The organism is Aestuariispira ectoiniformans (genome assembly GCF_025136295.1).
GTDB lineage: Bacteria > Pseudomonadota > Alphaproteobacteria > UBA8366 > Aestuariispiraceae > Aestuariispira_A > Aestuariispira_A ectoiniformans.
This window is the reverse complement of the sequence record NZ_CP062788.1, coordinates 3,795,066-3,809,149: the sequence shown is the minus strand read 5'-3', so window position 1 is coordinate 3,809,149 and position 14,084 is coordinate 3,795,066. Positions and strand designations below refer to the sequence as shown.

The 14,084-nt window shown below is 57.6% G+C and carries 5 protein-coding genes; 4 read left to right on the top strand and 1 reads right to left on the bottom strand.

Annotated elements, in window-relative coordinates; translation table 11 throughout:
• Window positions 1-15: 15 nt before the first annotated feature.
• Entirely contained in the window at window positions 16-1,257 is a 1,242-nt protein-coding gene (gene wecC / locus IF205_RS17945; protein ID WP_259780722.1) for a UDP-N-acetyl-D-mannosamine dehydrogenase, read from the bottom strand.
• A gap of 223 nt (window positions 1,258-1,480) precedes the next feature.
• Between wecC and IF205_RS17940 the strand changes: the two genes are divergently transcribed.
• The 4 genes from IF205_RS17940 (at window position 1,481) to IF205_RS17925 (ending at window position 14,044) form a co-directional block, all read left to right on the top strand.
• Window positions 1,481-2,515, top strand: coding sequence for a class I SAM-dependent methyltransferase (locus IF205_RS17940; RefSeq protein ID WP_259780721.1), 1,035 nt, complete (start codon window positions 1,481-1,483; stop codon window positions 2,513-2,515).
• Window positions 2,516-2,584: 69 nt separating this feature from the next.
• Complete coding sequence (locus tag IF205_RS17935) at window positions 2,585-3,811, top strand: TIGR04063 family PEP-CTERM/XrtA system glycosyltransferase (RefSeq protein WP_259780720.1); 1,227 nt, start codon at window positions 2,585-2,587, stop codon at window positions 3,809-3,811.
• 2 nt (window positions 3,812-3,813) lie between these two features.
• Window positions 3,814-5,184, top strand: coding sequence for a hypothetical protein (locus IF205_RS17930; RefSeq protein ID WP_259780719.1), 1,371 nt, complete (start codon window positions 3,814-3,816; stop codon window positions 5,182-5,184).
• 232 nt (window positions 5,185-5,416) lie between these two features.
• Entirely contained in the window at window positions 5,417-14,044 is an 8,628-nt protein-coding gene (locus tag IF205_RS17925; protein ID WP_311195708.1) for a VCBS domain-containing protein, read from the top strand.
• Window positions 14,045-14,084 lie beyond the last annotated feature (40 nt).

Sequence of the window (14,084 nt, the reverse complement as noted above, 5' to 3'; positions counted from 1 at the left end):
CCCGTATCGCGCCTTTTATCGTTGAACCGCGCGGATGACGATCTTGCTGTCCAGGTCTTTCAAGGGGATTTCCTTGAACTGCTTGTGGCTGACCAGGAAGGCGACGATATCTGCCTCGCGCACGGCTTCCGAAAAGGGCATAAGCGTGACTTTGCCTGACTGGGCGATTTTCTCCGGCAGTTCGCGGATATTCGGTTCGACCGCAATCAACTCCCCGTCCAGCTTGTCGGCAAGGTCCAATACGATATCGACTGCCGGGCTTTCGCGCAGGTCGTCGATGTCGGGTTTGTAGGCCAGTCCCATGCAGGCGACTTTCGGTGCCTTGAAACGATCCGCTGCTGCCAGGATTTTTTCGACCATGTAATGCGGCTTGGCGTCGTTGACTTCGCGCGCGGTGCGGATCAGGCGGCTTTCTTCCGGTGCCTGGGCGACGATGAACCAGGGGTCGACGGCAATACAGTGACCACCAACGCCGGGGCCCGGGTTCAGGACATTCACGCGCGGGTGGCGGTTGGTCAGATCGATCAGTTCCCAGACATCAATGTCGAATCGGTCACAGATGATGGAAAGCTCGTTGGCAAAGGCGATATTGACGTCGCGATAGGAGTTTTCCACCAGCTTGGCCAGTTCAGCGGTGCGGGCATTGGTCAGGATACATTCGCCGGAAACGAAGGTGGTGTAGAATTCCTGTGCCTTGGCGGCGCATTCCTTGGTCATGCCGCCGATCATGCGGTCGTTTTCCACCAGTTCGCGCAACACGCGGCCCGGCAGAATACGTTCCGGGCAATGGGCGAGCGATACGTCTGGCGTTTTGGTTTGATGCGGGAAGCTCAGGTCCGGGCGCAGGTCCGCCAGCCAGCCGGCAATCGTTTCGGTGGTGTTCACCGGCGAGGTGGATTCCAGGATGACAAGATCGCCCTTTTTGATGACGGGCGCGATCTTCCTGGTGGCGGCTTCCAGATAGGACAGGTCCGGCTGATGGTCATCCTTGAACGGCGTTGGCACGGCCAGCATGAACACATCCGCCTCTTCCGGTTCCAGCGTCGCCCGAAGGCGTCCCATGGTCACCGACGCCTGAACCAGGACGTCCAGGTCCGGTTCCACAATATGGACGCGGCCCTCATTGATGGTTTCGACGGCTTTTTCATTCACGTCGATCCCGATCACGTTATAGCCGCGACTCGCAAGTAAGGCGGCGGTCGGCAGGCCTACATACCCAAGCCCGACAACCGATACAGTATTGAATGGCCGATCCACCTCGGTCCTCCACTATTTAAATGCCCCGTAAATTGCATAGCTAGCCTGAAAAATATAATCAAGCTCTGGTCGCATATCACACTAAAATTATTTAGGATTTTAAATTAATTGTAGTGTTTGAGTTGCTATATGGCTACACATTGGGGCACTGGCGAAAACGAATAACGATTTGAAAACTTTGTGCTAGAGTAAGCGCGAATACGTCACCAGGGGGATCAAATGCATGTCGCTTGCCAATGAAAGCAGCATGGAATTGGAAAAGGTTGACGCGGGGACGGAGCTGAAGCTGCCAGACGCGATTGTTGAGCGGCTTTGTGTGCCTGGCTCGCCATCTGTTCCACTGCACTTGCGTGACGGTAGACTTGTTGCCGTGTCCGGTGCTTCAGACGAGGTAACTGGTGGAGGCTATCCAATCGTCGATGGCACGCCGATCCTGATCAATGAAGAGAAGTCGATCTTCCAGATCGAGCATTTCGTGAAGGCGGAAATCACGACCATGGACCTGCGCCGCAAGGAAGAGCGGGTCAATACGCCGATCAAGAAAATAAAATACTTCCTCAATCAGATCACGCCGCCGAAATCCCGTTCCGTCACGGACTTCAATTCCCAGCAGGCGCTGGACGAGGTGTTGAGGGAAAAGCCGGATGCGACGGTTCTTGTGATCGGCGCGGGGGATGCCCGCTTTACCGCATCAGGCGGCGGGAACGTGGTCTACAGCGATGTGGCGTTGGCGCCGGATACGCATCTGATCGCCGATGCCCATGACATTCCTTTCCAGGATGCAACTTTTGATGCCGTTTTCGCCATCGCGGTTCTGGAACATGTGGCCGACCCGTTCCGCACCGTCTCGGAAATCCGGCGGGTGCTGAAGCCGGGGGGGCTCGTGTATTCCGTGACGCCCTTCATGCAACAGGTTCACATGGGGCGATACGACTTCACCCGCTTCACCGCGCTTGGGCATCGTCGCCTGTTCAACTGGTTTGACGAATGCCGTTCCGGGGTGGCGAACGGACCGGGTATGGTGATCACCTGGGGCATCGAATATATGCTGTCCAGCTTTTCAGAGCGTCCCTTCCTTCGCAGGTTGCTGCGGTCGGCGGCGCGCTTTGTTGCCTGGCCGTTTTTGCTGGCGGACAGATATCTTGCTAAGAAAGCGGGATCATACGACTGTGCATCGGCCTATTATTTCTTTGGCAGATTGCGGGATACGCCGCTTCATGATCGTGACATCATTGCTCAATACAAAGGTATGAACTGAGGGGGATCTGGTTCGAATGCGTTTTTCTTTCAGTTCATCACGTCGATAAAATTGTAGAGTTAAATTCCTATGCGCGTCCTTCATATTCTGGATCACTCTATTCCTCTTCACAGTGGTTATAGCTTTCGTACCCTTTCCCTTTTGAAGGGGCAGCGTGAAAGGGGCTGGGAGACATTTCATCTGACCAGCCCGAAACATACGATGCCCTATAAACCTGTTGAGGAAGTGGACGGGTGGACCTTCTACAGGACCAAACGCCCGGAAGGCCCGTTGGCGGGGTTGCCGGTCATCGGCGAGGTTATGCTGATGAATGCCCTGACCCGCCGGATTATCGAGGTCGCCCGGGAGGTGAAGCCGGATATCCTGCATGCGCATAGTCCGGCGCTGAATGGCTTGCCGGCCCTTCGGGCGGGCAAGAAGCTGGGCATTCCGGTCATGTATGAGGTGCGTGGTTTCTGGGAGGATGCCGCCGTCAGCCACGGAACGTCGCGTGAAGGAGGGCTTCGCTATCGCCTGACGCGGGCGCTTGAAACCTATGTGCTGAAGCATTCCGATGGGGCTGGCGCTATCTGCGACGGCTTGCGGCAGGATATCATCGCCAGGGGCATTCCTCAGGAAAAGCTGGTTGTGATTCCCAATGCGGTGGACCTGGAAAAATTCCCGGATCAGCAGACAGAGGTGAAACCGCAGTTGCAGGAAAAGCTTGGCCTGACAGGGAAGCTGGTGCTGGGTTTTATCGGCTCCTTCTATGAATATGAGGGGCTGGACCTGTTGTTGGAGGCATTGCCCCGAATCCTGGAGCAACGATCCGATGTGAAGGTTCTGTTCGTTGGCGGCGGGCAGGACGAAGACCACCTGCGTCGCCGTGCCCGCGAGTTGGGCGTGGAAGACCATGTCGCCTTTGCCGGACGCGTTCCTCATAACGAGGTGCAGGATTATTATGCCTTGGTGGATATTCTTGTTTACCCGCGCAAGTCCATGCGCCTGACGGACCTGGTGACACCGCTCAAGCCGCTGGAAGCAATGGCGCAGCGGCGTATCTTCATTGCCTCCGATGTGGGCGGACATAAGGAACTGATCCGTCATGGTGAGACCGGCACCCTGTTCAAGGCGGATAGCGCGGAAGACCTCGCCGCCAGCGTTCTGGAACTTGCAGGAGACCGTGAACGATGGCCGAAACTGGCGGCAGCCGGCCGGGATTATGTGGAAAATGTCCGCAACTGGCGCAACAGCGTGGCGAATTACGTTCCTCTTTATGAGCGCCTGCTTGCGCGAAGTGGCAAGGGCACCGGCTGATCGTGACAGGGCAGGGGGGCACAACGTGGTCTCGGCGGTCGGTTCTTACCGCGCTGGCTGCGTTGCCCCTTCAGGCGGGATTGTTGCGGGGACATGCTTTCGCTGCGCCGCCACCTTCCGATCCCTTGTTTCCCAATGCCGCAGACTTGCCTGTCCTGTTCCTGGACGTGGAAGAAAGCCGCCGACAGCAAACCCTGATTCCGCAAGGCGGCCGTCAGGTTGAGGACTATCCCGCAGGTTGTGTTCTGGTCATTCCGTCGGATGCGGAAATTCCTGTGACCCGATGGGTCTGGTCACCGGCCAGGCAGGCGGGAAACCAAAAACGCGTTCACCTCGTCATCAGAAGCGATGTTCCTGGCCAGCGTCCCCGCATGATCGGCAGCGGGATCAGGGGAATGTTGCGGGTTTTTTCGGGCGGAGGGCGTCAAACAGCACTGACCCTGGAGAACCTGGATATCACTGGCGGGCGATATGGCGATGCCTTTCGACCGGACAGCCTGTCGCGCCTGGACATGAGGAATGTCCGGATTTCCGGCGGGCGCAATTGCATGATGCTTCCGACCTTTCCAACGGTCGCCAATCTGACCGGTTGCGATTTCAGCCATGGCGGCTTCGGGGACGGGCAGACGCATACCGTATATGTGAATTATATTAAACGGATTGCGGTAGATAGATGCCGCTTTCATAGCCCCAAGACGCAGGGGCATGCGTTGAAAACCTATGCCCAGTCGACGGTTATCAGCCATAGTCATATTGCTTCGTGGTTGTCCGAGGATGATTATGACGCAGGCTATGGCGGTAATCTGCCGTTGCTGGATATCGGGGCCTGGGGGCAGTCCCTTGTGACGGATTGCGTCTTCACCAGGCTGCCGCCGGCCAGGGATGTCTGCATCGACTATCGCAATCGCCAATGGCCAAAAGGGTACAGCAGTTATGCGCCACCGGACTGGGGCACCGCGGCTGTGCCGTTCGGTCTGGTCGATAACGCGGATCAGAAAAATCCATATTTATTTAATCATTTTGTGGCAAACAATGTCTTTGAGAATGGCGCGTTGCCGTCTGGTGGGGTTTCCGGGCCCATCCGCGAACATGGAGGATATGCCTTGCGTAATAATGGGACCGCGCCCTGGGCCTCCGGCGTTACAGTGCCGGGGCAGTTGCAGGCAAGGCCGCTGGGCTGGTCGTCTCGTCATGAAAGGGCTGTCGTGTGGATGTGGAAAAACGAGGTTCGCGGGGTGCCGTTTGACGGGTGGTATCTGGACCGCCCCTATCGATATCCGATGCTTACCGCACCTGTGCGAAGAAGTGCCGAACGCCCGGAATTTTCCGGCCTGACGGGTGAAATCTATGAACAGCTTCTCAGGCAGGCCTAGACCGCTTCGCCGCTAATACATTGATAGATAATATATTGTCGGTTTGGTTTGGGGGTCTCATGGGAATGTGCTAAATTGTAAGGCAATTAAGCGAAATTCGACGCAAAAACTGTTGAAAAAAACACACAAGATTGCGCCGAATCAATGTGTTGCGCAGGAGCTACGGGCACAATCTATAATCCGCCCTAAATTGGTTAACTGACGTAACCAGGTCGTCAAATGAGGAAGCACCATGTCTGCCCAAGATCTTCTTAATCTCGTTGATGCTAATGGAGTCATTACCCTGGGGCTGCAGGACCTGTTGAATGCAGCCGGGATTTCATCTTTTGATGAGGCGACGACATCGATCAAAAACCTGACGACCTCTGCGGGGGATATCGTCGATAACGGAGATGGTTCCTGGACCTTTGTCCCCGTGTCCGATTGGGATGGCACATTGCCGATCCAGTTCGAGACAGTCAGCGGTGAAGATGTGCAACCCGTTTCGGCAAGTATCGACAGTGGGGATATCGTTACGGCGCAGGAAAACAGCGCTTTAATGGGCACCGACGGTGTGAACTATATCACCGGTACGGACGGGAATGATACGATCATCAGTGGCGGCGGCAACGACGTTTTGTCCGGCGGCGCCGGGGATGACGTCTTCGTTGTGGGCGATGAAGACGGTCGCAACCGTTATGACGGTGGTGAAGGGCAGGACACCATCCGTGGCACGACGGGCGACGACGTCATTAATTTCGATTCCTTTACCGGTGACGAAAGCATCGAGACGATTGACGGGGGCGAAGGCGACGACACAATTTCCGTTCGCTATGGCGCTGACTTCAGCGACACCAAGCTGGAAAATATCGAGAGGATCGAAGGCAGCAATTACGGCAACGCCATTACAGGTTCTGACGGTGACGACGTTATCGTCGGCGGTGGTGGCAATGACGCGCTGAAGGGCGGCGCGGGTGACGATACCTTCCTGAGAGGCCCCAATGACGGAGAGGATCAGGTCAGCGGCGGCGAAGGGTATGACACCGTTCAGGGAACGGATGCTGACGACGATATCGCCTTCACGAATTACGCGCGAGACGATCGCGTTGAGCATATTGATGGTGGCGCGGGCGACGACACGGTTTCCGTTCGTTACGGCGGCGATTTCAGTGAAACCACGATGGACAGCGTGGAGAAGATCGAAGGCAGCGGCTATAACAACGTGATCAATGGCAGCCAGGGCGATGACGTGATCGACGCCCGTGGCGGTTCCGACCGTGTGGATGCCCAGGGCGGTGACGATGTCCTGGTTTACAACTTCTCTGAAAATCAGTCCTCCTATGACCGCTATGATGGCGGCGACGGTACCGATACCCTGCGGATCGACCTGACCGGTGCGGAATATAACGATCCGGCAGTGCAGGCGGATATCGCAGCCTTCCAAACCTATCTGCAGGCAAAGGAGGCGGGTTCCGCTCCCGAGAGCTTCAAGTTCTCTGCGCTGGGTTTGCAGGTGAAGAATATCGAAAATCTGGATGTCACTGTTGACGGCACCAGCATCTTTTCCAATGAGGCTCCTGATGTGGCCAAGCCGGTTTCGTTCAATATGGATGAAGACGGCAATATGTTCCTGACCCAGGCACAGTTGCTGCAATATGCCAGCGATGCCGACGGGGATGCCCTGTCCGTTCAAAATCTGACCGTCGATGGCGGCACCCTGACTGACAACGGGGACGGGACATGGTTCTTCACGCCGGACCCGGATTTCAACGGCACGGTGCAGATGAGCTATGACGTATCCGACGGCCAGACAACGACGGCGGCAACGGGCAGCGTAACGGTCGCGCCCGTGGACGATGCTGCTGTTGTGACCGGCGATACGGCAGGCACAGTAACGGAAGACGCAACCGTCACCAGCAGCGGTACGCTGCAGGTGACCGACCCGGATGCCGGTCAGGCGAGCTTCCAGTCCGCGATGGTTTCCGGTGCTTTCGGCGCGCTGGTTATCGACACTGCCGGTAACTGGTCCTACAGCCTCGCCAACGACAATGCCTCCGTGCAGGCGCTGGGCGAAGGCGATACGCTGACCGACGTTGTGACCGTGGAAACGGCGGACGGCACGACACAGGATGTGACCATCACCATTTCCGGTACGAATGATGTGCCCCAGATTTCCGGTGTTGTGGCGGGTACCGTTATGGAAGACGGTCCTGATCCTGCGACCGGCCAATTGAGCATCAGTGATGTGGATACGGGCGAGTCTGCCTTTGCGGCGGTGACCCAGGCAGGCACCTATGGTTCCTTCTCGGTCGATGAAACCGGCCATTGGACCTATACCCTGACTGGCAATAACGCCGATGCGGTTCAGGCGCTGGGTGAAGGCGACAGCCTGACAGAAAGCTTCACGGTGACAAGTGCGGACGGGACGGCTGCGGAAACCGTTACGGTTGCCGTTACCGGTACCAATGATGTGGCCCAGATTTCCGGCAATGCGACCGGCGCTGTGGTCGAGGACGGCACGGCCGTCACCACCAGCGGCCAGCTTTCGGTGACTGATGCCGACAGCGGCGAGGCGATCTTTGCCGCAGGCAGCCAGGATGGCGATTACGGTTCCTTCTCGGTCGATGATGCCGGTAACTGGACCTATAACCTGACGTCCAACGACAGTCCCGAAGTCCAGGCCCTGGGCGAGGGGGATGTGCTGACGGAAACCTTCACCGTGCAGACGGCGGACGGTACGACGCAGGATGTCACCGTTACCATTGCGGGCAGCAATGACGTGGCCCAGATTTCCGGCGCTGCCTCCGGTGCGGTGGTTGAAGACGAGGCGCTGACGACCTCCGGTCAACTGGCGGTCTCCGATGTGGATACCGGCGAGGCAGTCTTTAGTGCGGCCACTGCGGATGGTGCCTATGGTTCCTTCTCCGTCGATGAGACAGGCCATTGGACCTATAACCTGACAGCCAACGACAGCCCGGCGATACAGAGCCTGGGGCAAGGCGACAGCCTGACGGAATCCTTCACGGTTCAGACGGTGGATGGTACTTCGCAAACGGTGACCGTGTCGATCAACGGCACGAATGACGCCGCCCAGATTTCTGGTGAAATGACAGGGCTTGTCACGGAAGATGCCTCCACGCCCAGTGCAAGCGGTGCATTGAGCGTCACGGATGTGGACACAGGCGAGAATGCCGTCCTGGCTGCTGAAATGCCGGGCTCCTACGGGGCCTTTGCGGTCGATTCCGATGGCAACTGGACCTACAACCTGACCGCTGGCGATACCGATGCGGTTCAAAGCCTTGGCGCGGGGGATACCCTGACCGAAAACTTTACCGTGCGCAGTGCGGACGGGACGGCTGTGGAGACGGTGACGGTTACCATCGAGGGGACCAATGATGCCGCCCAGATTACGGGCGATGCCACGGGCACGGTGATCGAAGATGCCGGTTCGACGGCAACCGGCCAATTGCTTGTGTCAGATGCAGATGCGGGCGAGGCCAGCTTTGTGATGAGTGAGATGGCTGGCAACTACGGTGCTTTCTTCATCGATGACAACGGTAACTGGACCTATAACCTGACGGCAAATGACAGCCCCGAGGTGCAGGCTTTGGGTGAGGGTGACTCCTTGACCGAGACCTTCATGGTGAAAACGGCTGATGGCACGACGCAGGCTGTGAATGTCACCATTGCCGGGTCCAACGATGCCGCACAGGTATCCGGGGAAACGGCGGGCGCCGTCACGGAAGACACAAGCCTTACAGCCACCGGGCAGTTGTCCGTTACGGATGTGGATGCCGGTGAGGCGAGCTTTGTCGCCGCGGAAATGGCGGGTTCTTACGGGGCCTTTGTCGTCGATCAGTCGGGTAACTGGACCTACAACCTGACAGCAAACGACAGTCCTGAAGTACAGGGGCTGAATGCGGGCGACACGTTGACGGAAACTTTCACCGTCAAGACCGCAGATGGCACGACGCAGGACGTCACCGTAACGATCAACGGCAGTAACGATGCCACGGCAGTGACCATTACCGGTGACACCGCAGGGACTGTGGTTGAAGATGGTGCGGCAACCAGTTCGGGGCATCTTGCGACGGAATCCGGCGCCGCTGCTACGTTATCCCTGGCGACGGATTCGAGCACAACGGTTGGCGACTTTGCCGCAGCGTCCCTTGATGGTGCTTACGGCACTTTCACCATGGATGACACGGGTAACTGGACCTATGACCTCACGGCCAATAACAGCCCGGTTGTGCAGGCCCTGGGCGATGGTGACACGCTGACGGAAACCTTCACCGTTCAGACAGCGGACGGGTCGGCCAGTCAGGAAATCAAGGTTACGATTGCGGGTACGAACGACGCGCCGGTTGTGAATGCGACCGTGCACAACGTTTCGGAAGACCAGTCGCTGACCATTACCGAAGCAGACCTGTTGAGCGAGGCCAGCGACGCGGAAGGCGATCAGCTTTTTGTTCAGAACCTGACGGTTTCCAATGGCGTACTGACGGCTAATGACAACGGGTCCTGGACCTTTACTCCGGACGCCAACTTCAGTGGTGATGTCACCTTCAGCTATGACGTGTCGGACGGCACGGCGACAACGCCTGTCAGCACGACAATCAGCGTGGCGGCGGCGGCAGACAATGCCCAGATTTCCGGCACGGCCGCAGGCGGTGTTACCGAAGACCAGGCCATGTTGGCAAACGGCACATTGACTGTCGTCGATCCGGATGCCGGTGAGGCTGTGTTCCAGGTGCAGTCGGGCACGGCGGGCGCCTATGGCAACTTCTCCATCGACGCCAATGGTAACTGGGCTTACCAGTTGACGGGGAACAACAGTGCGGAAGTCCAGGCTTTGGGTAACGGTGATACGCTGACGGAAACCTTCACGGTGAAGTCGGCGGACGGTTCCGCCATGGAAACCGTGACGGTTACTATTGCCGGTACGAATGACGCGCCGGTTGTTACTGCTCCGACATTCTCAACGGATCAGGATGTGGCACTGACCATCAATTCGTCGGACCTGCTGGCGCAGGCCACGGATATCGAGGGCGATGCGCTGACCGCGCAGAATCTGACGGTGGATACCGGGACCCTGACGGATAATGGCGATGGAAGCTGGACTTACACGCCGCCGTCCGGTTGGGACGGCACGGCGAATTTCAGCTACGACGTCTTTGACGGGTCCGATGCAACCCAGGCGGATTCGACGATCACGGTCAATGCAACGGCACAGAACCTGAACCTGATCGAGGGTACGGGCTATAACCAGACCATCACAGGCACCAGCCAGGATGACCTGATTATCGGGCATGGCGGTAATGACACCATGTATGGTGAAGCCGGTGACGACGTCTTTGAAATCACGACCGGTGATGGCATCGATGTGGTGTCCGGGGGTGAAGGCAACGACACCCTTCGCGGCACCAGTGCCGATGACGATATCCAGCTCAACCAGTTCTGGGGTGATAACCGCGTTGAAAATATTGATGGCGGTGCGGGTAACGACGTTCTGCATCTGCGCTATCATGGCGATTTCTCGCAGACCACTGTTTCCAATCTGGAGCGGATCGAAGGTAGCAGCTTCAGGAACTACATCTATGGCTCACAGAGTGATGATGTGATTTCCGGGGCTGGTGGCGACGATGACCTGCGCGGGAACGCCGGGGACGATGTCTTCCTGAAAACCACCGGAGACGGCTTTGATACGATCGCCGGCGGTGAAGGTTTCGACACGATCCAGGGCACCAGTGGTGACGACGAAATCAACCTCTATAACTACACGGGTGAACAGACGGTTGAACGTATTGACGCCGGTGAAGGTAACGACACCGTTGGTGTTCAGTATCACGGGGATTTCAGCAATACCGAAATGGTCGGTGTCGAAAGCATCGAAGGCAGCTCTCTGGCGAATACGATCGAAGGGTCTCAAGGCGATGACAATATCTTCGGCATGGATGGCAACGATATCCTGACGGGTAATGCCGGGGATGACATGCTGGATGGTGGCGCCGGTGCCGATACCGTTGTCTACGGTGGGGCCTTTATTGACTATTCCATCAATTTCAATGACGACGGCACCGTGTCGGTTCGCGACCTGCGGTCGGAAGGCAATGAAGGCGCGGATGTTGTCAAAAACATGGAATATATCCAGTTTGCCGACGCAAAACTGGGGCTGACCCAGGACGCCATTGATGCCTATGCCGGAACTGATACGGGTACCGGCGGCGGCACGGGCACTGGCGGTGATACAGGTACCGGCGGCGGCACGGGCACTGGCGGTGACACAGGTACCGGTGGCGGCACGGGCACCGGCGGTACGGGTACCGGTGGTGACACGGGCACAGGCGGTGGCACGACGACGCCAACTGAAAACCTCCTCTATAACCAGACCCTGGAACAGCCGGCGGATGCGGATGACGTCGTGGCGGTGCGTTTCTCCAACACGGGCACTGATCCGGCTGGCAACGGCCCGGTAACCCTGGGGCAGGTTTTCCAGGAGGGGGATATCCCTGCCGGCGAATATCTGATGGCGGAAATCAACGGACAGCCTGTTCAGATCCAGATGGATGTGAAGGCAACCCACCCCGACGGGTCCGTCCGTCACGCTGTCCTGACCATCGACAGTCCGGAAATCCAGCCGGGTGATTCCGTGGATATCATGCTGTCCCATACGCCGACGCCGCCAGCAGGCGCGACGAATGTCACGGCGCAGGATGCACTGGCCAATGTGGACCTGTCGGTGGACTTCACGATACACAATGCCGACGGGACCGATACGCCTATTCATCTGGATGCGGCTTCGGCCCTGAGCCAGGCGATTGCGGACGGGACGCTGAGTACGTGGCTGGAAGGTCCGCTCGCCAGTGAATTCTCCGTCGATGTGCCGGTAAACGAGCAAATGCACGTGACCTTCAATATCCGTGCGTTTGACGACGGCAATGTCATGACGGATGTGGTCTTTGCGGCGGACAAGGCCTTCACGGCAGGCAACGAGAACATCAACTATGATGTGTCGATCAAGGAAGGCGGTTCGGAGGTTTATTCCCAAACCAACCTCGATCATCACCACAAAGGGACCTGGCATACGGAAGTCTGGTCGGGTGATGATCCGTCCGTCCACGTCATTCGAGACATGGACTATTTCCTGAAGACCGGCGCGGTTTCCAACTACGACTTCTCAATGGGAGTCAAGGAAAGTGTCCTGCAACAGGCTTATGATGCCATGCAGAACTCGGATACTGACCCGATGGGGACCGCCACGGTGGAAACCTATATGCCTGGCACGGGCGGGCGTCCGGATATCGGGCCGTTACCGACATGGGCGGTGCGTTATCTGGCGACCCAGGATGAACGCGCGGAGGATGTCCTCTATGCGAATGCGGATGCCGCGGGCGGTATCCCCTGGCACTATATCGATGAAAACACGGGCGAAGTGGTCTCGATCGATGACTTCCCCTCGCTCTGGCTGGACTTCCGCGATGCAAGCGGCCAGTTACCGGATGGTTTCACGATGAGTGGCACGGATTGGGCGACGGATGTGGCGCATATGCCATCCCTGACCTATCTGCCCTATCTGTTATCCGGGTCGCAATATTATCTGGATGAAATGCAGGTTCAGGCAAACTTCGATATGGCCTGCATGAACCCGGGTTATCGCGGTTATGACGACGGCATCGTCGATCGTCACCAACTGCGTGGGCAGGCTTGGGCAATGCGTGACCTGAGTAACGTCTCCTGGGCGTTGCCCGATGACGAACCTATGAAGAATTACTTCGCAGAGAAGTTGTTGAATAACCTTGAAAACTACATGAACAACTATGCTCTGGCAGACCCGGACACGGGCGAAGTATCGGGTGCGATCCAGTATCCGTCCGGCGAACTGGGTAAGATTTCGCCCTGGCAGGATGACTATTTCACCATGGTTGTCTCGCTGATGGCGGATCGTGGAGATGCCTATGCACAGGACCTGATGGAATGGAAAGCCGACTTCACGGCAGGACGTTTCCTGGCCGAAGACTTCGGGTTCCCGGCTCTTGCAGGCACATCCTATCGTCTGGTGCTTTACGAAAAAGATGCAGACGGCAACAAGGTCTGGTTCGATACCTGGCAGGAAATCATGGACCATACCTTTACCGACGTCGGTCAGCCAATTCCGGACGAACTGAACTATCCGGACTGGGCCGGGGGCTATGCGGCCCTGGCGCGGGCGGCTGTGGCATCCCTGGTGACGCAGGGCGAGGACGGCGCGCTTGAAGCCTATGGCTTCCTGGTTTCCGAGACGCCAAATATGGATGCCGACTACGAAAACGACCCGACCTTCTCCATGCAGCTTGAGGTGGACGGTCATGCCATTGCCCATGCAGACGAGATCGTCGGTACCGATCAGGCCGATACCATGACCGGCACTGACCATAATGAATTGATGCATGGGGGTGACGGCGATGACTTCATCCTGGGGCAGGGCGGTACGGATGCCCTGTTCGGGGGCGAGGGTGCCGACACGATAGACGGTGGTGAAGGCGATGATTACCTTTACGGTAACCAGGGTGATGATGTCATCATGGGTGGTCTCGGTGATGATCACATCAAGGGTGGCAAAGGCGCCGATGTCCTGGAAGGTGGCGAAGGGCACGATACCTTCATCTATGACCGCCTGAGTGAAGCCGGGGATACCATCAAGGACTTCCATGACGGTCAGGACGTTCTCGACCTGCGGGAAGTGATGCGGGTGGCCGGTGATCAGGCCACGGTTGAAATCACGCAAGGCGGCACCGGTGCGGAGGTTTGGATCCATACCGGCGCGGAAGACGTCCTACTGACAACGGTGGAAGGCGTTACCCACGATCAGCTTCAGATCGGCGACGACGTCTTGATTTCATAAGAGACCCGCCGCATATCAGACTTTGGCGGCTGCCGGGCCA

Excerpts from the sequence above, each read along its gene's own strand:
- IF205_RS17940 (WP_259780721.1), top strand. The coding sequence starts at position 1,481 with ATGTCGCTTGCCAATGAAAGCAGCATGGAATTGGAAAAGGTTGACGCG.
- IF205_RS17935 (WP_259780720.1), top strand. The coding sequence starts at position 2,585 with ATGCGCGTCCTTCATATTCTGGATCACTCTATTCCTCTTCACAGTGGT.
- IF205_RS17925 (WP_311195708.1), top strand. The coding sequence starts at position 5,417 with ATGTCTGCCCAAGATCTTCTTAATCTCGTTGATGCTAATGGAGTCATT.